The following is a 24,602-nucleotide window of genomic DNA, read 5'->3' as shown; positions in this document are numbered from 1 at the left end:
TGATGGTAATTTTTATTCTGCGATAGGAAAGACCAGAGTTGCCCGTAAATCATGTTTATTAATATCTGATTGGGATTGTGACTGCGTTATCCCGGCATGTAACAACCATAGCCCGGGTTGTGTAATGGTAAATTCGGCGATCCCTTGTGAATCACTTTGTTGATTGGCTAGATATGTCTTATATTCTTGGGAATAACCATCGTAAGTAATGTTGATAGTGCTCTGTAGTGGTTGGCCATCTAATAATGATTGAACTTTTACTTTTCCGTTTCCTTTAATGTCGGCAGGATTGGTGAGTAGGATTAACTCCAGTTTCTGTCCTAATACCTGCTGGTAAGTGGTATCTCCAGGGGTGGGGTTGAGTAGGGTCTTGGCGAACTTTTCATAGCGGTTAACGCTGATGACTTTTTTCCCCTGTGCTTCTAGGGTGGCACGATCGCCGGGTAACATACCTTCGGTAGTTTCACACCAGATCTGCGGTAGGCGGTGGCCAACCAGCAGCGCACTTCCTGCTTGTGGCAAGATGACTTGGGCATCAAGGGTATTGTGCTGTGGCTGTTCATGCAGAGGAAGAGGAGTACTCACTCCACCTTGATACAAGGCGAGGGTGACATCGCTAAGATTCTCCATTTCTTCATTCACCATAAATATATGGGAGGAGATTGCCTCGATGCGGACAGACTCACCGGCGCTCAGTTGGCTCTTCTCTGGCTTAATCAGAAACTCGTGAGCGGAGGCTGTATTCAGAATCAATAGCAGTCCTAAGGGAATAAGTAAGTGCATGGGTTTAGCTAGCATAGTAACCTCCCTTACGTCTTGTTGAGTTTAATAAATCATAGAGATGAATTTACTGGAAATAAATTGTGAAGAATAACCCGAACCTTTTAATGTAATTTTTCAGTGCGCGCAAGTACCCCTATCTATAAATGTGTGATCGGTCAGGGCGTATGATGAATTAACAAAAAACGCATACATAGACGGGGAGTATATTTTCCTCGCTTCTGTCCATTTTTCCTAGGGTATTGAGTGCAGCCTCTGCAGCTCCCCGAACTGGCGGGGAGCGTCTGTACGGTTAGCGTTGGTAGTCGTGGATGCCGGCGGCGGTGACCAGCTGCGCCGCGATGGCGGCCGCTTTCTCTCTGCCCAGCAGAATGTCGATGATCTTCAGCGCAAAATCGATACTGGTGCCCGGTCCCTGGCTGGTCAGCAGGCGTACCCGCTCGTCATAGTAGGCCCGCTTATCCATCCATTTCTCTGCGGGGATCTGGGATTTCATGCCCGGATAACCGGTCATATTGGCGATGGGAAACAGGTTGTGGTGCTGTAAGATCAGCGCTGGGGCAGCGCAGATGGCGGCGATAAGGCGCCCCTCTAGGTGCATCTGGCGGATCTTCTCGATCACCAGATCGCTATCGCGCAGGCACTCGGCACCGGCCAGTCCACCGGCCAGTCCACCGGGCAGGATCAGGGCATCGAAGGGCTCATCGGCCACCTGGACCAGCGTGGTATCCGCCAGCAGGTGTACGCCGCGCGAGCAGACGATCTCCCGGTTGCCGTCCGGCGCCGCGCTGGCGCTGACGACCCGGATACCGGCGCGCACCAGCAGATCGATGGTGGTGACCGCTTCGGTCTCTTCACTGCCAGGTGCCAGACACACCAAGGCCGATACGCTCATAGGTTTGTTCCTTCCGTTTAATTAAATCAAAAAGCTGACGGTTTTCCGGCAGTGCCAGACCGTGGCTGCGGCCACAGCGGATCAGGTAGCCGGTGATGTAGTCGATCTCGGTATGGCGTTGGGCCTGAACGTCCTGCAGCATCGAGGAGTGGTTGTCGCGGGTCAGGGACATGCCTTAATGTAAATGGCTGGGCTCGCAACCGTGCAGATGGGAGAATTTGCGCCGGAAGGGATCCGTTTGGGAAACGGAAAATATTGTACGTTAAGGTTGATTTTTAAACAGGAAAGTTTTTGAACACGGCACCTGTTACAGGTGCCGCAAGGCGGGTTATGTTGAAGGGGGAGAGCTAGCTTGTGTCTTGGACTGCGCGGAATCCAGTTGGCGATAAGCCAGAACTGCTGAATATAGTGCGAGTAGACAGCAACAGAAGGCAAACATGAATATTGCCGGGTAACCAAAGATCGAAACAATCATCCCGCCTATCAAACCTGATATGAGGATACCAATGTCGAAACAAGATTCATAAGTGCTGAGAGCGAGTCCAATATTTTCATCAGGCATACTCTTTATGGCTGGTAATGCTAACAGTGGGTATACCATGGATAATCCGAAGCCTGTTAAGAAAGAACCCAGCATTGCTACCCAGGGAGTAAATGCCATACTGATTAGAAACAACCCCGTAGCCTCGACACAAAGAGAAAAGATGGTCATTCCAAGCCCGGAACTATCAGCTTTCCATCCCAGCGTAAGTCTTGAAAGAACGTAGCCCACGCCAAAAAGTGAGATGGCAATTGCAGCTTGTTCTCCCCAGTTGTTTTGCATAAATAGCAGGACTAGGAAGCCAGTGATAGATGCATATCCGATGTTAGCCAGAGAGAAACCGGATCCTGCTTTCCATACACGTTTGACGGCGTAGCCAAGAGAGACATGATTTGCTGTCGGAGAGACGGCGACCGGCTTAACTAACATGACAACAATAAAACCAAGAAGAGGTAATAAAGTCATAATTAGCGCAGATATATTCAGACCTGAATGGCTATAAGACCAAGTGCCTACGAAATTGCCTATGGCAAGTCCCAGGAACATGGCGATACCTACCCAGGACATGATCTTGCCTGCATGAGATTTTCCTACTAGTCCGATTGGCCAAGTTCCACTACAAGTAAAAATAAGACTTTCACCAATCCCCATAAAGACACGGGAAAGCAGAATTACGCTATACGCTGCTTGGGAAGGAGGAAGTAAAATGAATGTCAGCCAGCAAATCAGCCCCGCCGAAACCGTTAATGAGAGACCCAGCGTCATACCTTTTCTCGGGCCATGGTTATCGGAATAGCGTCCAGCAAAAGCGCGAGAAAAGAGAGTGGCGATAGATTCTGTAGCAATAACTAAACCAACATAGAATGCTGAATAACCAGCAATTTTGTTGACATATAGCGGAAGAATGGCCAGCGATAACCCTAGACTAATTATAACAAGAAAAAGAATGCTGGCCACCAATGTTGCGGCAATTAAGTTATTCTGGATTTTGTACATTCATGTAATCCTTATATATTATCTTATTTCCGGATATCATTAAGTTTCCATCCAAAAAAGATAGAATTGCACGATAAATCATCTTTTGCTCAACCTCAATGATAGCCTGGCGTAGGTCATTTTCTGTCATACCATTGTAGATCCTGACGGGTTCTTGATCTATAATAGGTCCTGCATCCACTTCCTCATTAATAAAATGCAAAGTAGCCCCGGTAATGCGTAGTCCCATATCTAGAGATTTTTGTTGAGCCTTATCTCCTGGTAGTGCAGGAAGTAAAGAAGGGTGTGTATTCATGGTGATTGAACCAAATTCCATAGCAAATTCCCTCGTAAAAATTCGCCTAAAACCTCCAAGAATAACTAAATCTATCTGGTTAGCACGTAAGATGCCTGCAATATGCTCATCAAATGCACTGCGTGAACTGAAATCTTTATGATTTACCATATTCACCTTACGCCCCAAAAAAAGAGGGTTAGAAGATGAGGTAAACTCTATATTATTTGTTATAATAACACTCAGTTCCGCAGTTATTCGACTTTTGTCCACGGCATTGATAACAGACTGAATCAAACTACCTCGTCCTGAAAATAGAAATGCTACTTTTTTCATAATTTAACTCGCTCTCTTAGAGTTTTGAATTTCGCATCATTTTCTATAGTGCTGTTCTTGGCAAATTGTCCATCGATAATAATTTCATTACCATCGATTAACACGTAGGAAGGATTTTCATTGTTTAATAACTTGAGCAACGAAACAGGAGTGTTAATGTAGTCAGTATCAATTTTTGATTTTTCAAAAAAAATTAAATCAGCTTTGTAATTACTTTTTATTTTTCCAACATTATCCAGCCCCAGTGTTTTTGCTCCACCTTCGGTTAGAAAATGAAGCGCTTTTGTTGCTGTTATTTTTTTATTAAAATCAGCGTCTCCATGGTGATATAATGCAAACATCGCATCAAATGTAAGGTTGTTGCCTGGATTTACCATTGCAGCGTCGGTTCCTAATCCGATATTCAGGTTATTCATCAGTTCAGCAAGTGGTAGCGTACCTGCGCCAACAAAACTATTACTAACGGGACAATGAATTATATTGGACTGGGCTTCTTTAAGCAGACTGATATCTTTCTCTGAAAGATGGCAGCAATGTACAAGAGTTGTGCTTTGATCAAGTATATTCAAGTCAGCTAACCGTTGAATACCGCTCTTTCCATACTTATGAATATGAAGTTCGACCTGAATTTTCCCTTCATGAACATGTAGGATGAATCTAGTATTATTCTTTTTCGCTATTTGATGCAACTCTAGAAGAAGTTGATCATCTGCTGACAACTCGGATGCCGTGGCTGGAGTAATGGAAATTAATAAATCCTGATATAACGAGAGAGCTGAATCAAACTTATCAAGTGCAGTCTCTACAGAACTATTTTGAGGACTATGCCCTTTTCCAACCCAAGTATTACTCTGGCAAAAATTCACTACACAACGGCATCCTATAAATTTAGCAGCCTTAATATCATCATCTGCACGACTTGTGAACAAGCCGAAAGTTGTTACGCCCTTTTGGATCCCAGAAGTAAGAGCCTTTAGCGCAGCAATATATTGACCTTCTGGAGTTTCTATTTTGTTATTTCTGTGAACAGAATCCAGAACTATATCAATTGGTGATGCATCAAGAATGCTACCATAAATTTCTTTACTGGGGTGAATGTGGGCGTTAACAAGGCCTGGAAACGCAATAAGGTGCTCTGACTCAATGACAGTAACATCGTTACTTACTGAAATGTTTTTTCCTGTTTCGATGATTATCCCGTCCACAATATAGATATCACCACTTATGAGTAACATGGTGACAGAATCGAGATATTTTATTCCTTTGAAAAGAGTCTTCCGTTTCACAAATTAACTCCTGCTGATGGTATAGAATTGCACCCAATAGCTATATTAACTAAATTTGGCGCCTATATTTATAAATTCATTGAATTTTGTTTTGCAATCATAGAACCCAGCGCACATCGCAGTGCAGTATTAAATTCATCTGAGCGAGTATACATCCCGTCACTAAGGACTCCGTTGGTTCCCAGTCGCTCCAGATCTTCCCGTGATACTGATACAAACTTTTCCAGTACTAAATCAGAAAGTTTCATGTTGCGTGATAGGCCATTGGCAACGTCATCTGGCAGCATGATTTTTCCGCTGCAACCATAAAACATTTTTCCGCTTGCAACATGTTTCAACACGGCCCAACCATACAGAAATGTTCCAAATGGGGTCGTTTCCGTGAGTCCCTCAAGAGCGATGATTAAATCAACCTCACGACCAAATCCAGCTTGAAAATTTTCGATACGCCTATGGCAACCAACCAATGCTTCTTCGTCTGAATCTGGTGTTTCACTCACATCGGAGGATACGGTATAACATCCTAACGAGAAATTACTAAACGCCAAACTGCATATTTCTTTGGTTGCTTTTATTTTTGCACTGTTTTCAGAGCATAAAGCAATAACAGGGTATTTATTCTGCATGTGACCTCACCCATTTAATAACAGATGTATTATTCTTTTCATTTAAAATATCAGAAAGCGTATCTTTTGCTGAGTCAATCAATGGCATTCTTTCCTGGTATTTATCTACTATCTTATTTTCGATTACCTCATGAGCTTTTTGCAGGGTTTTGTTGTATATCTGAGTGAAGGTTGTTTTCATTACAGTTGTACCTAAGTCTAGATCCGTCATTCCACTCTGACATAAATCTTTCCACATCAACTCATGTATAAAGGAAAAAATCCCATGTCATAAGGTAGCCCAGTAATAACATCGGTGCTTCGGGATGTGGTTTCACAGTGAAGGGTATTGTTTTTTATATAGAACTGTATGCCAATGGTACAGGGGAAATCTTTTGTATCAGATTTATGGTAGCTCTGATTTATATTTATAATGGCTCGGCGGGTATCTCTGTTGGCCATGAGAACATGTTTAACCCAGTTATATTGGTTTCCATGATCTTGCACCGGCTCATAAAATAAATAATATCCATGGTTTGAATTTACATTACCATTCTCATCGGTCAGGCTCATCCAGAATTTTGATGCTTTCGCCAGCCCATCTTCAGCTTTCAAACTTCCCTGAAAGTACGCGACAAACTCTCTAGCCAGATACCTGATAGCCCCAAGTCTGGCGGTATGAAGTCTATTCATTGGTTGCTTTAATAAATAGTTTACACCGTATGCCTGCTGCGCATCACCAGCACGTGAAGAAATTAATTCTCCTTTTGAAAGAATATGATATATGCCACTTTTGACAAGTTCATCTACGGAATCTGCTGCAATTGTATGGAATTGATTACCAGAGATTATAGAATTACTTTTCATGATGCATCCTTTACCAAGAAAAACACATGTTACTCGTTCAGAATAACGTCTATCTTTTTGTTGTCCATATCTTTTTAATTAAAATTTTAAGTATTGAAGTCTCTTTACTTAATTAATAACCTCATCAAATAGTAAAATAAAATATATTGACCTGAGATATATTTAGTATTGCCGGCTCCTTATTGTCTATACAGGGGTCAGTTTGGATATCGAAAATTATTGTACGCTAAGATTAATATTTTATATTTTCTTTGCCAACAAGAATAATGACCTGGAATTACTCATGGACGCAGCCTAATGGTGGACCATGGAAATGAAACTGGAGCACTTTAAGAAAGCCAGAAAAATCATAGCTCTTGTATAGATCAGTCACTCCGCTTCTGATTGATTTTCTCGATATAGTGCCTGAATTCGATATATCTGTGAGAGGCTGTAGTCCGTGGCATCTGCTGTTTCACTGATACTCAGGTTCTTCATCTGTGGTAGTACAGGATCTTTCTGATGTCGCTTCTGATCGGCCTGTTTACCCCGATATTTTCCCAATGTATGCGCCCGTTCAATTCCCTGTTTCTGCGGCTGGCGGTGGCTCAGCCAGTTTTTATGTGGCATTGCGGCCATCAGGTCGATAAGCATGTTATTGATGGCGGTTATCAACGGCATGGGTGATCGGGTCGGCCTGCGAAGGGGTTTTATCTGAAAGTGCCTGCCATGAGGTGGGGAAATCCAAGCTGACAATCCGCAGTTCATGTTGTTCTATCCGCTTTTTCAGCGTCATCCAGTCGCTGTTGCTGAGACGGATCAGGCGGTCTATCTGCTTGACCAGCAAAATATCATTGTGGTGACTGTCTATCAGTAAGGACTTCATTTGGTAAACGGAGCCCTTACTGATGGGGGAAGTAAATATTTGTGATCGCCTAGAGAGTATGATGAATTTATAAAAACTGCATACATGGTTAAGGCTTATATTTTTGCCAGATGGATTCTATTTTAGGTGGGGTATTGCCCCGCGACGCAGCGGCTCCCCGTGTGGTGGAGAGCCTGGAGGGCGGGTTAGTGGTAGTCGTGGATGCCGGCGGCGATGACCAGCTGTGCCGCCACCGCGGCCGCTTTCTCTCTGCCCAGCAGAATATCAATAATCTTCAGCGCAAAATCGATACTGGTGCCCGGTCCCTGGCTGGTCAGCAGGCGTACCCGCTCGTCATAGTAGGCCCGCTTATCCATCCATTTCTCTGCGGGGATCTGGGATTTCATGCCCGGATAACCGGTCATATTGGCGATGGGAAACAGGTTGTGGTGCTGTAGGATCAGCGCTGGGGCAGCGCAGATGGCGGCGATAAGACGCCCCTCCAGGTGCATCTGGCGGATCTTCTCGATCACCAGATCGCTATCGCGCAGGCACTCGGCACCGGCCAGTCCACCGGGCAGGATCAGGGCATCGAAGGGCTCATCGGCCACCTGGACCATCGTGGTATCCGCCAGCAGGCGTACGCCGCGCGAGCAGACGATCTCCCGGTTGCCGTCCGGCGCCGCGCTGGCGCTGACGACCCGGATACCGGCGCGCACCAGCAGATCGATGGTGGTGACCGCTTCGGTCTCTTCACTGCCAGGTGCCAGACACACCAAGGCCGATACGCTCATAGGTTTGTTCCTTCCGTTTAATTAAATCAAAAAGCTGACGGTTTTCCGGCAGCGCCAGACCGTGGCTGCGGCCACAGCGGATCAGGTAGCCGGTGATGTAGTCGATCTCGGTATGGCGTTGGGCCTGAACGTCCTGCAGCATCGAGGAGTGGTTATCGGCGGTCAGGTTAATCACCTGCATCACATAGCTGTGCAGGGTCTCCTGGGTGGTGCGATAGCCCTCGGCCTCCATCACCTCGGCGATCTCAGCGATCAGGGCGTGAATGTGATCCTGATGGTGGGCCAGCGCGCCGTTATGGCAGCCATAGAGCACGCTGAGCGGATTAATCACGCAGTTTATCGCCAGCTTATTCCACAGCGCGGGCTGAATATTGTCGTGCCAGGCCACGTCGGGTAGGGCCCGGTGCAGGGTGTCGGCCAGCGCGCTGCAGGATTGCCCCGCCTCATTGAGCGGGCCGATATGGGTGATTCCCCCGGCGACGTGCCAGACGGTATGTCCATCGCGGCGTGCGGCGTGCGTCGTGCTTCCCTGCAGCAGGGGCTGGCGGGGGGGCGCCCGCAGTTCACCGAGCGCCCCCATGCCGTTGTGCAGCAGCAGCAGGGTACAGTGCGGGGAGAGTCGGGGCAGCAGCGGCGGTAGGGCGTTGGCGATTTGCCAGGCTTTCAGGGTCACCAGTAGCAGATCGCTGTGCGCCAGCAGCTCGGGGTCATTGGCCGGAAGCTGGCGCTGGTAGGTTAGCCCCTGCGGCGTGATCAGGTGGACGCTGCAGTCCGGCTGGGGAAGCCGTAGCCAGCCCTGAACCTGGTGTCCGCGCCGCGCCAGTGCTGACAGCCACAGTTTGCCCAGAGCGCCACAGCCCAGAACGGTTATCTTCATTACACCTCCACGGCATTTCCGTGCGCGCCGAAAACGCATGTTACCCCGTACAGTATAAACTTTTATGCCGGCCGGTGTCCCGTCGCCGTGAGCGGCGGCGGCCCGGCGATCTTGCATCATGGCGCTGAGCCGTTATCATGCACGGCATTATAGCGAGAGGAGAAGTAGCATGCCGTCATTCGATATCGTATCCGAAGTGGATCTGCAGGAAGTCCGCAACGCCGTAGAAAACGCCACGCGTGAGCTGGCGTCACGCTGGGATTTTCGTAATGTGGAGGCCAGCATTGAGCTGAATGAAAAGAATGAAACCATCAAGCTCACCACCATCTCTGACTTTCAGGTGAAGCAGCTGATCGATATTCTACGCGAGAAGCTGGTCAAGCGCGGCATTGAGGCCGGTGCGCTGGAGATCCCGGAGGAGTGTGAGCACAGCGGTAAGCTTTACAGCGTAGAGGCGAAGCTGCAGAAGGGCATCGACAGCGCCATGGCGAAGAAGCTGGTGAAGCTGATTAAAGACAGCAAGCTGAAGGTGCAGACGCAGATTCAGGGCGAACAGCTGCGCGTCACCGGTAAGTCACGCGACGATCTACAGGGGGCGATGGCGCTGGTGCGCGGCGCCGATCTGGGCCAGCCGTTCCAGTTTAACAACTTCCGCGACTGATCCCGGCGGGGCAGGCTCTGGCCTGCCCCCGGGGGTTACTCTCCCGGTTCTGCGGCGCGCTGCAGGAACGTTTCCAGCGCCTCGCGGCTGGTCACCTGGCTGTCGATCTTGATGTAGGCGGTATGCTCATCGGCGATCAGCATGACGTCGTTCACCCCCGGCTGCTGGCGCAGCTGGCTGGCCAGCGCGGCCCCGGCCGTCAGCGCCGGCGGCAGCACGATACGCAGGCTGCTGACGTAGGGCGGCTCCTTCATGGTCAGACTGATCACAAACCATATCACCGCCAGCACCGCACAGCCGGTAAAGATGGCTTCGGCCCCGCCGCGGGCGTAGACGATCCCGCCGAGAATACCGCCGATGGCGACGCCGATAAACTGGCAGGTGGAGTAGATCCCCATCGCCGTTCCCTTGTAGCCCGGCGGCGACTCCTTGCTGATCAGCGAAGGCAGCAGCGCTTCCATCATGTTAAAGGCGAAGAAAAATAGCTGAATACCCAGAATAATGCCCCACAGATGTAGCCCGGCGTACCACAGCACCACCTCGGCGGCGATCATCAGCACGATGCACAGCTGAAAAACCTGCTTCATCCGCCGCTGTTTTTCCGCGTAGACGATAAAAGGCACCATGGTGATAAAGGCGATCAGCATGGTGCACAGATAGACTTTCCACTGCTCATCGCGCGCCAGCCCCGCCTGCTCCATCAGCGGTGGCAGCGCGATAAAGCTGGACATCAGCACAATGTGTACGCACATGATGCCGGCGTTGAGGCGCAGCAGGGCCGGACGTATCAGCACGCTGCCGAAGGCGCCGCGGACCATGCTGGCGTCGCGGTTGAGCAGGTGGCTGGTCGGCGTGGGGATCAGGTACAGGGTAATGGCGATGCCGAGCAGCGCCAGCAGGGTGATCAGGCCGAACAGCCCAGAAAGGCCCAGCGCGTGGGTAATCAGCGGCCCGGCGACCATCGCGATGGCAAAGGTGACGCCAAAGCTGACCCCGATGAAGGCCATGGCCTTGGTTCTGTTTTGCTCGCGGGTCAGATCGGAGAGCAGCGCCATCAGCGCCGCGGCGATGGCGCCGGCGCCCTGCAGCGCGCGCCCGAGGATGACGCCCCAGATGGAATCGGTCATAGCGGCGACGGCGCTGCCGCAGGCAAAGATCAGCAGCCCGGCGACGATCAGCGGCTTACGGCCTATCCGATCGGAAATGATGCCAAAGGGGATCTGGAATAGCGCCTGGGTGATACCGTAGATCCCGATGGCCAGGCCTATCAGGGTCTCGCTGGCGCCGCTGAGGGACATACCATAGGTTGTGAGCACCGGCAGCACCATAAACATACCCAGCATACGCAGGGAGAAGACGGTGCCCAATCCCCAGGTGGCCTTACGCTCGTCTGACGTCATGCGAAAGTCATTCATTACAACCTCAAGTCGGTATGGGGATTTTCCCGTGGTTTAGCACCGCGGTGCGGGCAGGGATTGGGCGCGGTAGTCGAGCCAGGCTCCCCACAGGATGCCTGAGACGCACAGGGTGAGCCCCAGCGTAAACAGCGGTTCAGACGGGATGCGCAGCGCGGGATCGTACAGGTATTGCGCCAGCAGGAGCAGCAGCCAGACGCCGATCAGCAGGACGCCGGAGAGCAGCAGGCGCAGCGCACGGCGGTAGGCCAGTGGAGAGGCGTGGCGCGGACGAAAGCGCCCGGTCTCCTGGGCGTACTCCAGGGTGCGGCGGCACAGCAGCAGCAGCGCCAGCCCCGGCAGGGCGGCGATGACGGAGAACAGGTAGAACAGCGGCCAGCCGTGCAGCTCAACGAACCAGCCGGCGATGGGGCCGACGTAGACCCGCCCGACGGCGGAGAGCGCGGAGAGCAGGGCGAACTGGGTCGCGGAGAAGGCCCGGTTGCACAGGGTCATCAGCAGGGCGACAAACGCCGCGGTGCCCATGCCGCCGCACAGATTCTCCAGGAAGATGGCGCCGCCCATGGTCAGCAGGCTCTTATCCGTGACGGCCAGCAGCCAGTAGCCGAAGTTGGAGACCCCCTGCAGAATACCGAACAGCATCAGGGCGCGGAACAGCGACAGGCGCTGCATCAACACCCCACCCCACAGGGCGCCGACGATGGTGGCCAAGAGTCCCAGGGTCTTGTTGACCAATCCGACCTCGCCGGCGTCGAAGCCGACGCCGCGGATCAGAAAGGTGGTGCTCAGGCTGCCGGCGAAGGCGTCGCCCATTTTATACATCACGATCAGCAGCAGGATCAGCCAGGCGTTGTCGCGCAGGAAAAAGTCGCGCAGCGGCGCCAGCACCGCCTGCTCCAGCGTGCGCGGCGGCGGGACATCGGCCTGCGGCTCCGGCGCCATCAGGGTGGCGGCGATGCCGATCAGCATCAGGGCCGCCATCAGCCAGTAGGTGGCCTGCCAGCCCAGATAGCGATCGGCCAGCCACAGCGCTAGCCCCCCGGATACCAGCATCGCCAGACGGTAGCCGAACACGGAGATGGCCGCCCCCGCGCCGCGCTCCTCCGCGCTGAGCAGATCGGTTTTGTAGGCGTCGAAGACAATATCCTGTGACGCGGAGCAGAATGCGACCGTGACCGCCAGCGCGGCCAGCCACCACAGGTGCCGCTCCGGATTGAGCAGGCCCATGCTGAAGATGGCGATCAGCAGCAGTACCTGGCTCAGCAACAGCCAGCCCCGGCGTCGCCCAAGCAGCGGCGGCGTGTAGCGATCCATCAACGGCGACCAGAGAAATTTAAAGACGTAGGCCTGGCCGACCAGAGAGAAGAAACCGATGGTTTTCAGGTCGACGCCGGCGACGGTCATCCACGCCTGCAGGGTGCCGGAGGTCAAGGCCAGCGGCAGTCCCGATGCGAAGCCGAGCAGCAATAAAACGGCGCTGCGGCGTTGGGTGAAAATGGCTAAATAGGCTGTTGGCATAGTCGGTATTTGCCGGTGCGCCACGGCGCACCGGTGTCAGGGGTTAACGGGCGTTGGCTTTGATAAAGTCGCTGATGCTGCTGTCCTGGGCCATATTGCTGACAATGTCGCTCAACGCATTGTTGACGGCGTTGGCGATCTTGCCATTGCTGGCGGTAAAGGCGCCCTGTTCGTTATAGCTGGCGCGGTAGGTCTTCACCAGTTTACTGCCGTTGCGCGCGGTGGCGATGATGGAGACATCGGCGTGGGTGGTGATGCTGTAGCGCAGGTTGCCTTCGCTGACGTCGGCATACAGACGGTTAACCACGATCTGCAGATCCACGGCGCCGTTCGCCCCGATCATATAGCCGCGGGCGGTCATCTGCTTCTCCAGGATCTCCTGCAGCAGGAAGCGCAGATCGCGCTGTGCCGTCAGGGTGACCAGCTGGCCGTCGCGGTTTACCTTGGCTAGCGCTTTGTCCTGACGCATGTCGGCGCCATTGATGCTGATAGTGATCCCCTGCAGCGTCGGATCCTGCTGCGGCAGCGCCATCTGCGGATTGATATTCAGGGTGGTGCTGTGGCTGGCACAGCCGGCCAGGGCGATGAGCGCCAGCAGAGGAATAAAGAATTTTTTTAGCATCGTCATTGTGATAGCCATTGTCTGGTGTTGAGTGATAACAGGCATAGTGTCCACTGTGCCGGGCACAGATTTTCATATCATATCATTGCCCCTGCAGAGGCGGGAGGCCTGCGACGGGGGATTTTCGCGGCGCGGCGTGGCGAGCGCCGGTCGTAGCGAAGATATCGTTTTTACCGCATTGATTATAAGGATTTATTTAGGGTTGAAAGCAGATTATACGTAACGTTAAATTACAGGCGGGAGTGCATAGAATGGTAAAAAGCGGCTACGCTTTAGGGTAGGAGGCGGGAAAGGTATACCGTTTAGCCCCGCGAAGGGCGGGTATATCGGATGCAGGTACTGCGCCTGTCGCCGCGATGTGCTCCCGACGCGTTAGCGTGTCATGTACCACTGCCGTTGCCGGATAAGGGGATGTCGTATGATGAGAGAGCAGATAGAAGCCAAACTGCGGGCGGCCTTTGAGCCGGTCTATCTGGATGTTGTGGACGAGAGCTACCGGCATAATGTTCCGGCCGGCTCGGAGACCCACTTTAAGGTGGTGATGGTCAGCGATCGCTTCCAGGGCGAGCGTTTCCTGTCGCGCCACCGTGCGATTTATGGCGCGCTGGCGGACGAGATGGCCGATGGGGTACACGCCCTGGCGCTGCATACCTATACCCGTAAAGAGTGGGCGGGGTTACAGGATACGGTGCTGGCCTCCCCGGTGTGCCGCGGCGTGGGCAGCGGCAGCGCACGTCTGGCCTGAGGGACGCACTCTCTGCCGGGCGGGGGGATGGCATCGGCGAGCACACGAAGAAGAAGATGGCCTGCGGGCCATCTTTTTTATACCCTGTGTCGAGTCGGACGGGATAGCCCGGTGCGAAAATGTGAGGCGCCGCGTGACTTAATCCCGGCGGTTCTCGACTCCCAGTGCGCGCATCGCTATAATGTCGCGTCTATTTTTCCGGAATGGTATTCGGGACGCTTCTGAAAACAGGGAATGCGGTATACACCCGATGCGCTTCGGGTTGCATTGGCGCGGCGACGCAGTGGACTCTCTGAAACCTACTGAGGTAGGTGGCCGGGAGGGCGCGGGGAAGCCAGCGGCGATACGGCTTGAAAAGCGACGGGGTTACGTCTTGCGTCATCCCGCTTCAGAGTAAGTTGCGGCTCTCAGGCATGATGCAGAGAACGGCTTCTGGCGTTGACCGAGCACTGTGATTTTTTGAGGTATAAGATGCAAGTTTCTGTTGAAACCACCGAAGGCCTGGGTCGTCGCGTAAATATTACTGTTACTGCTGATAGCATCGAAAAAGCAGTAGAGAGCGAACTGCGTAATGTTGCCAAGAAGGCACGCATTGACGGTTTCCGTAAGGGTAAAGTGCCGATGAACATCGTCGCTCAGCGTTATGGCGCATCTGTACGTCAGGACGTGCTGGGCGATCTGATGCAGCGTAATTTCGTCGACGCGATCATCAAAGAAAAACTGAACCCGGTCGGTGCGCCGAAGTATGTACCGGGCGAATACAAACTGGGTGACGACTTTGCCTATGCGGTAGAGTTCGAGGTTTACCCGGAGATCGAACTGAAGGGTCTGGACACCATCGTGGTTGAGAAACCGCAGGTTGATGTCAACGACGCTGACGTAGATGCGATGATCGAAACCCTGCGTAAGCAGCAGGCTTCCTGGGTCGCCAAAGAGGGCGAAGTGGGCGCGGAAGATCGTGCGACCATCGACTTCACCGGTTCTATCGACGGCGAAGCCTTCGAAGGCGGCAAGGCGACTGACTTTGTCCTGGCCATGGGCCAGGGCCGCATGATCCCGGGCTTCGAAGACGGTATTCTGGGTCACAAAGCCGGCGAAGAATTCGCTATCGATGTTACCTTCCCGGAAGACTATCACGCTGAAAACCTGAAGGGTAAAGCGGCTAAGTTCGACATCGTGCTGAAGAAAGTCGAAGAGCGCGAGCTGCCGGAGATGACCGCTGAGTTCATCAAGCGCTTTGGCGTTGCCGATGGTTCTCTGGATGGCCTGAAGGCCGAAGTGCGCAAGAACATGACCCGTGAGCTGAAAAACGCCGTGCGTAACCGCATCAAGGCGCAGGTTCTGGACGGTCTGGTTCAGGCGAACGAAATTGACGTTCCGGCTGCGCTGGTCGACGGCGAAATCGACGTGCTGCGCCGCCAGGCTGCACAGCGCTTCGGCGGTAACGAGCAGCAGGCGATGGAGCTGCCGCGCGAACTGTTCGAAGAGCAGGCGAAGCGTCGCGTTATCGTGGGTCTGCTGCTGGGCGAAGTGATCAGCAAGAACGAGCTGAAAGCCGATGATGCCCGCGTTAATGCGCTGATCGAAGAGATGGCTTCCGCCTATGAAGATCCGCAGGAAGTGATCGAGTTCTACAGCAAGAACAAAGAGCTGATGAACAACATGCGCAACATGGCGCTGGAAGAGCAGGCGGTTGAAGCCCTGCTGTCCCAGGCTAAAGTCAGCGAAAAAGCGACCACCTTCAACGAACTGATGAACCAGCCGCAGGCGTAAGCCCCAGGCCATTAGGTTCGTGAGTATGAAAACCTTCGTCCCCGGGCGAAGGTTTTTTTTATGCGGCGGCTTTATTTTATCTCATCCGCCCCCAGATCGTTTACATACTGTCTGCCTGATGTGCAGGGACGGCAGGGGAGAGCTGGATTGCGCATAGTCAATCCGGCCTATCTCAAGTAGAATCAAAACGTACCACTGCTGAAGAGATTTCTATAGGAGACGGTTAATGTCATACAGTGACCAGCGTGAGTTAGCACCGCACATGGCGTTGGTGCCCATGGTTGTTGAGCAGACTTCGCGCGGCGAGCGTTCATACGATATTTTTTCCCGTCTGCTCAAAGAACGCATTATCTTTCTGACAGGGCAGGTCGAGGACCATATGGCCAACCTGATCGTGGCCCAGATGCTGTTCCTGGAAGCAGAAAACCCGGAAAAAGACATCCAATTATATATCAACTCACCGGGTGGGGTGATCACCGCCGGGATGTCCATCTATGACACCATGCAGTTTATTAAACCGGATGTCAGCACCATCTGTATGGGACAGGCCTGTTCAATGGGCTCATTCCTGTTGGCGGCCGGCGCGCAGGGCAAACGTTTCTGCCTGCCCAACTCTCGGGTGATGATCCATCAGCCGCTGGGCGGCTTCCAGGGGCAGGCGACCGATATTGAGATCCATGCTAAAGAGATCCTCAGCATCAAGGCGCGCATGAATACCCTGATGGCCAAGCACTCCGGACAGCCGATTGAGGTTATTGAGCGCGACACCGAGCGCGATCGTTTCATGTCTGCACAGGACGCGGTGGAGTACGGTCTGGTTGACGCCGTACTGACCCAGCGCGCCTGATTTGTGCGGCGAACCGACCCTCATGCTGCCTGTCTGGCCATTCGCCGATATACTATAGTGATGCAAAGCGCCCACGGGCGCTTTCGTTCGGATATCGCTGTGAACCGCGCGGACCCTACATGCATTGATGGGACGTACGCCCGCCGTTGGCGGGACAGCTATTAAATGAAAGAGGTTTACTGATGACAGATAAGCGCAAAGACAGTTCAGGCAAGCTGCTGTACTGCTCTTTTTGCGGCAAAAGCCAGCATGAAGTTCGTAAGCTGATCGCCGGGCCGTCAGTGTATATCTGCGACGAATGTGTCGATTTGTGCAATGACATTATTCGCGAAGAGATTAAAGACGTAACGCCGCACCGTGAGCGCAGCGCGCTGCCGACGCCCCATGAGATCCGTCATCATCTGGATGACTATGTCATCGGTCAGGAGCAGGCGAAGAAGGTGTTGGCGGTGGCGGTATACAACCACTACAAGCGCCTGCGCAACGGCGACTCCAGCAACGGCGTCGAGCTGGGCAAGAGCAACATCCTGCTGATTGGCCCGACGGGCAGCGGCAAGACCCTGCTGGCGGAAACGCTGGCACGTCTGCTGGATGTGCCGTTCACGATGGCCGATGCCACGACGCTGACGGAAGCCGGCTATGTCGGTGAAGACGTTGAGAACATCATTCAGAAGCTGCTGCAGAAGTGTGATTACGATGTACAGAAGGCCCAGCGTGGCATCGTGTATATCGATGAGATCGATAAGATCTCCCGTAAGTCAGACAACCCGTCGATCACCCGCGACGTGTCCGGCGAAGGGGTACAGCAGGCGCTGCTGAAGCTGATCGAAGGTACGGTCGCCGCGGTACCGCCCCAGGGCGGGCGCAAGCACCCGCAGCAGGAGTTCCTGCAGGTAGATACCTCCAAGATTCTGTTTATCTGCGGCGGTGCCTTTGCCGGCCTGGATAAAGTGATCGGTCAGCGCGTGAATACCGGCACCGGCATCGGCTTTGGTGCCAAGGTAAAAGGGAAGGCGGACAAGGCCAGCGAAAGCGAGCTGCTGGGACAGGTAGAGCCAGAGGACCTGATCAAGTTTGGCCTGATCCCGGAGTTTATCGGCCGTCTGCCGGTGGTCGCCACTCTGAAAGAGCTGGATGAAGCGGCGCTGATCCAGATCCTGAAAGAGCCGAAAAACGCTCTGACCAAGCAGTATCAGGCGCTGTTCGGTCTGGAGGGGGTCGAGCTGGAGTTCCGTGACGAGGCCCTGACCGCTATCGCCAAGAAGGCCATGGCGCGTAAGACCGGTGCGCGCGGGCTGCGCTCTATCGTTGAGGGGACGCTGCTCGACACGATGTACGATCTGCCCTCCATGGAGAACGTGGAGAAAGTGGTAGTTGATGAGAACGTTATCGATGGCCAGAGCAAGCCGATGCTGATCTATGGTCAGCCAGAGGCGCAGGCCTCCGGCGAGTAACTCACCGTTGCCGCCGTCGCGCCTAGGCCGCCGACGGCGCGACGGGAGACGGGGTAAAATGGGGGATAGCATCCCCCATTTTTTTTCCGCGGGCCACAGCGTTGAATCCCGCAAATGTATCCCCATATACTCAGATAATCCTCTGGCGAAGCAGCCATTGTCCGTTGTGCGGCGCTGTTTCTCCATAACCTGGCGGAAGCTAAACAAAGAGAGAGCTCTATGAATCCTGAGCGTTCCGAACGCATAGAAATCCCCGTATTGCCGCTGCGCGATGTGGTGGTTTATCCGCACATGGTGATTCCGTTGTTTGTAGGCCGGGAAAAATCGATCCGGTGCCTGGAAGCCGCAATGGATCACGACAAGAAGATCCTGCTGGTGGCGCAGAAAGAGGCCTCGACCGATGAGCCGGGGATCAACGATCTGTTTACGGTCGGTACGGTCGCCTCCATCCTGCAGATGCTGAAGCTGCCCGATGGCACGGTAAAAGTGCTGGTGGAAGGGATCCAGCGCGCGCGCATTACCACGCTGTCTGACGGCGGCGAACACTTTGCAGCCCAGGCCGAGTACCTGGATACGCCGGAGATGGATGAGCGCGAACAGGAGGTTTTGGTCCGCACCGCCATCAATCAGTTTGAAGGCTATATCAAGCTGAACAAAAAAATTCCGCCGGAGGTGCTGACGTCGCTGAACAGCATCGACGACGCCGCCCGTCTGGCCGATACCATTGCCGCCCATATGCCGCTGAAGCTGAACGATAAGCAGACGGTGCTGGAGATGTCCGACGTGGCGGAGCGTCTGGAATACCTGATGGCGATGATGGAGTCCGAGATCGATCTGCTGCAGGTGGAGAAACGCATCCGTAATCGGGTGAAGAAGCAGATGGAGAAGAGCCAGCGCGAGTACTATCTGAACGAGCAGATGAAGGCGATTCAGAAAGAGCTCGGCGAAATGGATGACGCGCCGGATGAGTTTGAGGCCCTGAAGCGCAAGATCGAAGCCGCCAAGATGCCGAAAGAGGCGCGCGAGAAGGCGGAGTCCGAGCTGCAGAAGCTGAAGATGATGTCACCGATGTCGGCGGAAGCGACCGTGGTGCGCAGCTATATCGACTGGATTGTGCAGGTTCCGTGGCACGCTCGCAGCAAGGTGAAAAAAGATCTGCGCAAAGCGCAGGAGACGCTCGATGCCGACCACTATGGTCTGGAGCGGGTCAAGGATCGCATCCTGGAATACCTGGCGGTACAGAGCCGGGTCAGCAAAATTAAAGGGCCGATCCTGTGCCTGGTGGGACCGCCGGGGGTGGGTAAAACCTCGCTGGGGCAGTCTATCGCCCGGGCGACCGGACGCCAGTATGTGCGCATGGCGCTGGGTGGGGTGCGCGACGAGGCGGAGATCCGCGGTCACCGTCGGACCTACATCGGCTCCATGCCGGGTAAACTGATCCAGAAGATGGCCAAGGTGGGGGTTCGTAACCCGCTGTTCCTGTTAGATGAAATCGATAAGATGTCCTCTGACATGCGCGGCGATCCGGCCTCGGCGCTGCTGGAGGTTCTGGATCCGGAGCAGAACGTCGCCTTTAACGATCACTATCTGGAAGTGGACTACGATCTGTCCGATGTGATGTTCGTCGCCACCTCTAACTCCATGAATATTCCGGCGCCGCTGCTGGATCGCATGGAGGTGATTCGCCTGTCCGGCTATACCGAGGACGAGAAGCTTAACATTGCCCGTCAGCACCTGCTGCCGAAGCAGATTGAGCGTAATGCGCTGAAGAAAGGCGAGCTAACGGTGGACGATAGCGCCATCGTCGGGATCATTCGCTATTACACCCGCGAAGCCGGGGTGCGTGCGCTGGAGCGTGAAATCTCCAAGCTGTGCCGTAAGGCGGTGAAGCAGCTGCTGCTGGACAAGTCGCTGCGCCATATTGAGATCAACGGCGATAACCTGAAGGATTATCTGGGCGTTCAGCGCTTCGACTATGGCCGCGCCGACAGCGAAAACCGCGTGGGCCAGGTCACCGGCCTGGCCTGGACCGAGGTCGGCGGCGATCTGCTGACCATTGAAACCGCCTGTGTCCCGGGTAAGGGGAAACTGACCTATACCGGTTCGCTGGGTGAGGTAATGCAGGAGTCGATTCAGGCGGCGCTGACCGTGGTGCGCGCGCGCGCCGACAAGCTGGGGATCAACCCGGACTTCTACGAGAAGCGCGATATCCACGTGCACGTACCGGAGGGGGCGACCCCGAAAGATGGCCCGAGCGCCGGTATTGCCATGTGTACGGCGCTGGTCTCCTGTCTGACCGGTAATCCGGTGCGCGCCGACGTGGCGATGACCGGGGAGATCACGCTGCGTGGCCAGGTGCTGCCGATCGGTGGGCTGAAGGAGAAGCTGCTGGCGGCCCACCGCGGTGGGATCAAGACCGTGCTGATCCCGGACGACAACAAGCGCGATCTGGAGGAGATGCCGGAGAACGTTTTACGCGATCTCGACATTCATCCGGTGAAGTGGATCGACGAGGTTTTGGCCCTGGCGCTGCAGAATTCCCCGTTTGGGATGGACGTGGTGACGGCGAAATAGTGATATATCGCAAAATACGTTGATAAAACATCGGCTGGCAGCGCACTTCGGGCTTGCCAGCCTTTTTTTGTCCGGCTAACGTAGAGCCCTGTCGGCCGTAGCAAGCGCCCGTGAAGCGCCTTGCCGGACAGCGACAGGCCTGATATAACAGCTGCGCAGCCGTACGGTAGGGAGAACGGTTTCCTGTACGGCGAGATTTCTAAAGGGGATGATAGAGTGAATAAGTCATAACTGATCGACAAGATTGCTGAGGGTGCAGATATTTCCAAAGCGGCAGCCGGTCGCGCGCTGGATGCGTTCATTGCATCCGTGACCGAAAGCCTGCAGGAAGGTGACGCCGTCGCGCTGGTCGGTTTTGGTACTTTTGACGTCCGCGAACGTGCTGCCCGTACTGGCCGTAATCCGCAGACGGGCAAGGAGATTGATATTCCTGCCGCGAAAGTTCCGGGTTTCCGCGCGGGCAAAGCGCTGAAAGACGCCGTCAACTAAGCCTATGGCGCGCTGCGCCGGGCGTCGGTGGGCGATGATTTCCATAAATCGCAAACAATCGACTGACGCCATGGCATAGCTAAGGTAAAATACAAGGCGCATCATGCTGATGCGCTTTTTTTATGGCGGGCAACTGCCTTCCCTGGACGCGGCGGTGCGATCGTCCGCCGGGGCAGCCTGAAGCCGTTAATCTATATCGTGTGCTGTGCGTATACGGGCTATGGCCTGGAACAAAGCGGAGTCACAACGTATTACCAACAATCACAGCGGAGTGTTGCCACACTATGATGGACAATTTACGCGCGGCCGCCAATCACGTCGTGCTCAAGGTTATCCTGGCTCTGATCATCATCTCGTTTGTGCTGACCGGGGTAGGTAATTATCTGATCGGCGGCTCCGGCGACTACGCGGCCAAGGTGGATGGCCAAGAGATCGGTCGGGCCCAGCTCGAACAGGCGGTGCAGAATGAGCGTAGCCGCCTGCAGCAGCAGCTGGGCGATCAGTTCTCCGTGCTGGCAGGAAACGAAGGGTATATGAAAGAGCTGCGTAAGCAGGTGCTTTCTCGCATGATCGATGATGTGCTGCTCGATCAGTATGCCAAAAAGCTTAATCTGGCGATCAGCGATGCGCAGGTAAAAGAAGCGATCCGCGCGATGCCCTATTTCCAGACTGACAATCACTTTGATAACGCTAAGTATCTGGATATGGTGGCGCGTCTGGGCCTGAGCCCGGACACCTACGCGCAGCTGATGCGTCAGCAGCTGGTGACCCAGCAGCTGATCCAGGGTTTCACCGCCACCGGCTTTACCCTGCCGGTGGAGGTCGACGCCCTGGCGGCGCTAACCATGCAGCAGCGTCAGGTCAGCCTGGCAACCATCGATATCAGCAAGCTGATGCCGCAGCAGCAGGTCAGCGACGCGGAGCTGCAGGGCTATTATCAGCAGCATCAGAGCAGCTTTATCGCCCCAGAGGCGGTCAAGGTTCGCTATATCGAAATGGATGCCGCGGCCATCAACGACAAGATGACGGTCAGCGATGCGGAGATTGGCGCCTATTACGATCAGCATAAAGGCAGCTTTAGCCAGCCGGCGCGCAGTGACTACAGCGTTATCCAGGTGAAGACCGAGGCGGAGGCGAAGGCCATCGCCGCTCAACTGGCCAACGGCGCTGACTTCGCGACCCTGGCCAAGGAGAAGTCTACCGATATTATCTCCCGTAAAAACGGCGGTGAGCTGGGTTGGCTGGAGCCGGAAACCACGCCAGATGAGATCCGCGCGGCTAAGCTGAGCCATAAAGGCGATGTCTCTGCGCCGATCGCCTCCAGCGTGGGCTACCTGATCGTGCGTCTCAACGATATGCAGCCCGCGGTGGTGAAGCCGCTGTCTGAGGTGCGTGCAGAGATCGCCGACAAAGTGAAGCAGCAGAAGGCGCTGGATGCCTTCTATGCGCTGCAGCAGAAGGTGAGCGATGCGGCGAGCAACGACAATGATTCGCTGGCCGGGGCCGAAGACGCCGCCGGGGTGAAAGCGACGGAGACCGGCTGGTTTGCCCGCGATAGCGTACCGCAGGCGCTTGATTTTAAACCGGTGGTTCAGGCTATCTTCGACGGCTCCCTGTTTGGGGAAAACGGCACGCCGGGCAGTAACTCTGACGTGATCAGCGTCGAGGGCGATCGCGCCTTTGTACTGCGCGTCAGCGAGCACAAGCCGGAGGCGGTTAAACCGTTTGCAGAGGTACGCGATCAGGTGACGGAGCTGCTGAAGCGTCAGAAGGCGATTGCCCAGGCGCGCAGCGAGGGTGAGAAGCTGCTGGCCGCGCTGCAGGCAGGCAAGGGCGAGGCAGCGCTGAAGGCTGCCGGCCTGAACTTTGGCGCCGAGCAGACGCTGACCCGCGCTTCTGAGGATCGTCAGCTGACGGATACAGTCTTCGCCATGCCGCATCCGCAGACCGATAAGCCGGTGTACGGGCTGTCGACGGACCGTCATGACAACATTGAGCTGATTCGTCTGAACGCCGTGACGGCGGGCCATCTGTCGGCGGAGCAAATGAAGGCATTCGCCTCTCAGATGCTCACCGGTGAGACAGGGATCACCTTCGATGCCCTGATGGATAACCTGCGCGCCAACGCCAAGATCAAGCTGGGCGCGGCGGCAGATGTGCAGTAATTCCCATCGACGTAGGTAAGATGATGTAACAACAAAAGGCCGCATTCGCGGCCTTTTGCATATTGCACGCTCCGCCTTTGCCGGATCCCTCGCCGAGGGGCATCGTAAGGGTCGATATCCTCATCCCTAAGGAGCCCTGCCATGAATCCGTTAACTTTGCTGTTATCCTCCCCGCTCTGGATCGCGTTACTCTTTTTCCCCGCGGCGCCGGCCGCTGCACCGCCCGCGGGCCCCGTCACGCACAGCGGCGGGGGCGCAGCGCGCGCCGAGCGTGGACAGGTGAATATCAATCAGGCGTCGGCGCAGGCGCTGTCTGAGGGGCTCAGCGGCATCGGCCTGGAGAAGGCCCGGGCGATCGTCGCCTTTCGTGAACAGCACGGCGCGTTTTCCCGTCTGGAGCAGCTGCTGCAGGTGAAGGGGATCGGCGCAGCGCTGCTGGAGAAGAACCGAGCGCGTCTGGCACTCTAGCGATAGTGCGGCACCGCGCCGGCGTTCGGCGGTGCCGCGTAGCCCCTGCGTTTGGCGCAGGACAGAGCAAGGGGGCGTTACTGCAGCCCGCTCTTGTGCTTCAGCGCGGCCATCACTGCCGCCGGATCGGCAAGATACTGCTGCAGGCCGTGGGCGCGCAGGTGGCAGGCGGCGCAGTGGCCGCAGCCATCGCCCTGAATGCCGTTGTAGCAGGTCAGGGTGTCGTGGCGCACCCGCGCCAGCTGACCATAGTAGTCGGCCAGCGCCCAGGTCTCGGCTTTGTTGAGCCACATCAGCGGCGTTTCGAAGCGAATATCGCGCGCCATACCCAGGCAGACGGCGTGATTCAGCGCCTGTACAAACTGATCCCGACAGTCCGGATAACCGGAGAAGTCCGTTTCACAGACGCCGGTGATCACGGCCTCCGCCTCAACCTGATAGGCATAGATCGCCGCCAGGGTCAGAAACAGCACGTTGCGGCCGGGGACGAAGGTATTGGGAATGCCGCCCTCGCTTTGGGTTGGCACGGGGATGTTGTCCCGCGTCAGGCTGCTGATGGCCAGCTCGTTGAGCAGGCCGACGTTCAACACCTTGTGGGCGCTGGCGCCCAGCTGCTCGGCCAGCCGGCGAGCCACGTCGATCTCGGCGCGGTGGCGCTGCCCGTAGTCAAAGGTGATGCAGTGGACATCATCATAGCGGTGCAAGGCCTGGATCAGGCAGGTGGTCGAGTCCTGACCGCCACTGAAAACTACTACGGCGCGTTTCATGCAATAACC

General features: G+C 54.8%; 23 protein-coding genes and 3 pseudogenes. 10 read left to right on the top strand and 16 right to left on the bottom strand.

Annotated features, from left to right (window positions below):
• Nucleotides 1-12: 12 nt before the first annotated feature.
• The 9 genes and pseudogenes from QY76_RS15290 to QY76_RS18265 all read right to left on the bottom strand — a co-directional run bounded on the left by QY76_RS15290 (nt 13) and on the right by QY76_RS18265 (nt 6,580).
• Complete coding sequence (locus QY76_RS15290) at nt 13-798, bottom strand: DUF4198 domain-containing protein (RefSeq protein WP_034163684.1); 786 nt, start codon at nt 796-798, stop codon at nt 13-15.
• 274 nt (nt 799-1,072) lie between these two features.
• On the bottom strand, nt 1,073-1,675 hold the full coding sequence (yajL, locus tag QY76_RS15285; protein ID WP_045426209.1) for a protein deglycase YajL: 603 nt from the start codon (nt 1,673-1,675) through the stop codon (nt 1,073-1,075).
• Nucleotides 1,635-1,838, bottom strand: a pseudogene (locus QY76_RS15280) (ketopantoate reductase C-terminal domain-containing protein); the annotation flags it as partial. The pseudogene QY76_RS15280 and the gene yajL (QY76_RS15285), both read right to left, overlap by 41 nt.
• A gap of 165 nt (nt 1,839-2,003) precedes the next feature.
• Nucleotides 2,004-3,212 (bottom strand): MFS transporter, encoded by a 1,209-nt coding sequence (locus QY76_RS15275; RefSeq protein ID WP_045426204.1) that lies wholly within the window; start codon nt 3,210-3,212, stop codon nt 2,004-2,006.
• Nucleotides 3,193-3,822, bottom strand: coding sequence for a phosphoribosylglycinamide formyltransferase (locus tag QY76_RS15270; protein ID WP_034163678.1), 630 nt, complete (start codon nt 3,820-3,822; stop codon nt 3,193-3,195). Before QY76_RS15270 ends, QY76_RS15275 begins: the two co-directional genes overlap by 20 nt.
• The gene (locus QY76_RS15265; protein ID WP_049648897.1) at nt 3,819-5,108 is read right to left on the bottom strand and encodes an amidohydrolase family protein; all 1,290 of its coding nucleotides are present in this window, start codon (nt 5,106-5,108) and stop codon (nt 3,819-3,821) included. Before QY76_RS15265 ends, QY76_RS15270 begins: the two co-directional genes overlap by 4 nt.
• A 68-nt stretch (nt 5,109-5,176) precedes the next feature.
• Nucleotides 5,177-5,734 carry a DUF84 family protein gene (locus QY76_RS18270; RefSeq protein ID WP_071844196.1) on the bottom strand — a complete coding sequence of 186 codons (558 nt, stop codon included), beginning with the start codon at nt 5,732-5,734 and terminating at the stop codon, nt 5,177-5,179.
• The gene (locus QY76_RS19115) at nt 5,724-5,915 is read right to left on the bottom strand and encodes a hypothetical protein (RefSeq protein ID WP_200901072.1); all 192 of its coding nucleotides are present in this window, start codon (nt 5,913-5,915) and stop codon (nt 5,724-5,726) included. The genes QY76_RS18270 and QY76_RS19115 overlap by 11 nt, the downstream gene beginning before the upstream one ends.
• 56 nt (nt 5,916-5,971) lie before the next feature.
• A complete protein-coding gene (locus QY76_RS18265; protein ID WP_071844195.1) occupies nt 5,972-6,580 on the bottom strand; it encodes a thymidylate synthase in 609 nt (202 codons plus the stop codon).
• Between the two features lie 232 nt (nt 6,581-6,812).
• Between QY76_RS18265 and QY76_RS19645 the strand changes: the two are divergent.
• Nucleotides 6,813-6,944, top strand: a pseudogene (locus tag QY76_RS19645) (DUF6500 family protein); the annotation flags it as partial.
• A 5-nt stretch (nt 6,945-6,949) separates the two neighbouring features.
• On the opposite strand, the pseudogene QY76_RS18260 reads toward QY76_RS19645, so the two are convergent.
• The 3 genes and pseudogenes from QY76_RS18260 to panE form a co-directional block, all read right to left on the bottom strand.
• Nucleotides 6,950-7,436, bottom strand: a pseudogene (locus tag QY76_RS18260) (resolvase); the annotation flags it as partial.
• Between the two features lie 194 nt (nt 7,437-7,630).
• Nucleotides 7,631-8,218, bottom strand: a complete 588-nt coding sequence (gene yajL, locus QY76_RS15250) for a protein deglycase YajL (protein ID WP_045426202.1) — start codon at nt 8,216-8,218, stop codon at nt 7,631-7,633.
• On the bottom strand, nt 8,178-9,095 hold the full coding sequence (gene panE, locus QY76_RS15245; RefSeq protein WP_034163673.1) for a 2-dehydropantoate 2-reductase: 918 nt from the start codon (nt 9,093-9,095) through the stop codon (nt 8,178-8,180). The genes yajL (QY76_RS15250) and panE overlap by 41 nt, the downstream gene beginning before the upstream one ends.
• Nucleotides 9,096-9,264: 169 nt before the next feature.
• Here panE and QY76_RS15240 point away from each other — a divergent pair, with 169 nt between their 5' ends.
• On the top strand, nt 9,265-9,756 hold the full coding sequence (locus tag QY76_RS15240; protein ID WP_034163671.1) for a YajQ family cyclic di-GMP-binding protein: 492 nt from the start codon (nt 9,265-9,267) through the stop codon (nt 9,754-9,756).
• Between the two features lie 35 nt (nt 9,757-9,791).
• Here the strand turns inward: QY76_RS15240 and QY76_RS15235 are convergent, their stop codons facing one another.
• From QY76_RS15235 to QY76_RS15225, 3 genes are read right to left on the bottom strand one after another with little or no spacing between them, the layout of a single operon-like run.
• The gene (locus QY76_RS15235; protein ID WP_034163669.1) at nt 9,792-11,171 is read right to left on the bottom strand and encodes an MFS transporter; all 1,380 of its coding nucleotides are present in this window, start codon (nt 11,169-11,171) and stop codon (nt 9,792-9,794) included.
• A gap of 36 nt (nt 11,172-11,207) precedes the next feature.
• On the bottom strand, nt 11,208-12,689 hold the full coding sequence (ampG, locus tag QY76_RS15230) for a muropeptide MFS transporter AmpG (RefSeq protein ID WP_045426200.1): 1,482 nt from the start codon (nt 12,687-12,689) through the stop codon (nt 11,208-11,210).
• A 43-nt stretch (nt 12,690-12,732) separates the two neighbouring features.
• Entirely contained in the window at nt 12,733-13,311 is a 579-nt protein-coding gene (locus QY76_RS15225) for a lipoprotein (protein ID WP_034163815.1), read from the bottom strand.
• Between the two features lie 418 nt (nt 13,312-13,729).
• On the opposite strand from QY76_RS15225, the gene bolA reads away from it, so the two are divergent.
• The 8 genes from bolA (at nt 13,730) to QY76_RS15185 (ending at nt 23,826) form a co-directional block, all read left to right on the top strand.
• On the top strand, nt 13,730-14,056 hold the full coding sequence (gene bolA, locus QY76_RS15220) for a transcriptional regulator BolA (RefSeq protein ID WP_012847853.1): 327 nt from the start codon (nt 13,730-13,732) through the stop codon (nt 14,054-14,056).
• Between the two features lie 471 nt (nt 14,057-14,527).
• Nucleotides 14,528-15,829: a trigger factor gene (tig, locus tag QY76_RS15215; protein ID WP_034163667.1), complete on the top strand. Its 1,302-nt coding sequence runs from the start codon at nt 14,528-14,530 to the stop codon at nt 15,827-15,829.
• Between the two features lie 226 nt (nt 15,830-16,055).
• Nucleotides 16,056-16,676, top strand: coding sequence for an ATP-dependent Clp endopeptidase proteolytic subunit ClpP (gene clpP, locus QY76_RS15210; RefSeq protein WP_045426196.1), 621 nt, complete (start codon nt 16,056-16,058; stop codon nt 16,674-16,676).
• A 182-nt stretch (nt 16,677-16,858) separates the two neighbouring features.
• On the top strand, nt 16,859-18,130 hold the full coding sequence (gene clpX, locus QY76_RS15205) for an ATP-dependent protease ATP-binding subunit ClpX (protein ID WP_034163665.1): 1,272 nt from the start codon (nt 16,859-16,861) through the stop codon (nt 18,128-18,130).
• A gap of 219 nt (nt 18,131-18,349) precedes the next feature.
• Nucleotides 18,350-20,704 carry an endopeptidase La gene (lon, locus tag QY76_RS15200; RefSeq protein WP_045426192.1) on the top strand — a complete coding sequence of 785 codons (2,355 nt, stop codon included), beginning with the start codon at nt 18,350-18,352 and terminating at the stop codon, nt 20,702-20,704.
• Nucleotides 20,705-20,935: 231 nt separating this feature from the next.
• A complete protein-coding gene (gene hupB, locus QY76_RS18255; RefSeq protein WP_071844193.1) occupies nt 20,936-21,193 on the top strand; it encodes a nucleoid-associated protein HU-beta in 258 nt (85 codons plus the stop codon).
• Between the two features lie 284 nt (nt 21,194-21,477).
• Nucleotides 21,478-23,358: a peptidylprolyl isomerase gene (gene ppiD, locus QY76_RS15190; RefSeq protein ID WP_045426189.1), complete on the top strand. Its 1,881-nt coding sequence runs from the start codon at nt 21,478-21,480 to the stop codon at nt 23,356-23,358.
• A 141-nt stretch (nt 23,359-23,499) separates the two neighbouring features.
• Nucleotides 23,500-23,826, top strand: coding sequence for a ComEA family DNA-binding protein (locus QY76_RS15185; protein ID WP_045426186.1), 327 nt, complete (start codon nt 23,500-23,502; stop codon nt 23,824-23,826).
• 77 nt (nt 23,827-23,903) lie between these two features.
• Here QY76_RS15185 and queC read toward each other — a convergent pair whose 3' ends face one another.
• Nucleotides 23,904-24,593: a 7-cyano-7-deazaguanine synthase QueC gene (gene queC / locus QY76_RS15180; protein ID WP_034163658.1), complete on the bottom strand. Its 690-nt coding sequence runs from the start codon at nt 24,591-24,593 to the stop codon at nt 23,904-23,906.
• Nucleotides 24,594-24,602: the final 9 nt, after the last annotated feature.

The sequence above is a fragment of the Edwardsiella sp. EA181011 genome (genome assembly GCF_000800725.1).
Lineage (GTDB): Bacteria > Pseudomonadota > Gammaproteobacteria > Enterobacterales > Enterobacteriaceae > Edwardsiella > Edwardsiella anguillarum.
Note: the sequence above shows the minus strand (reverse complement) of the source record. Positions and strands in the feature narration are given on the sequence as shown.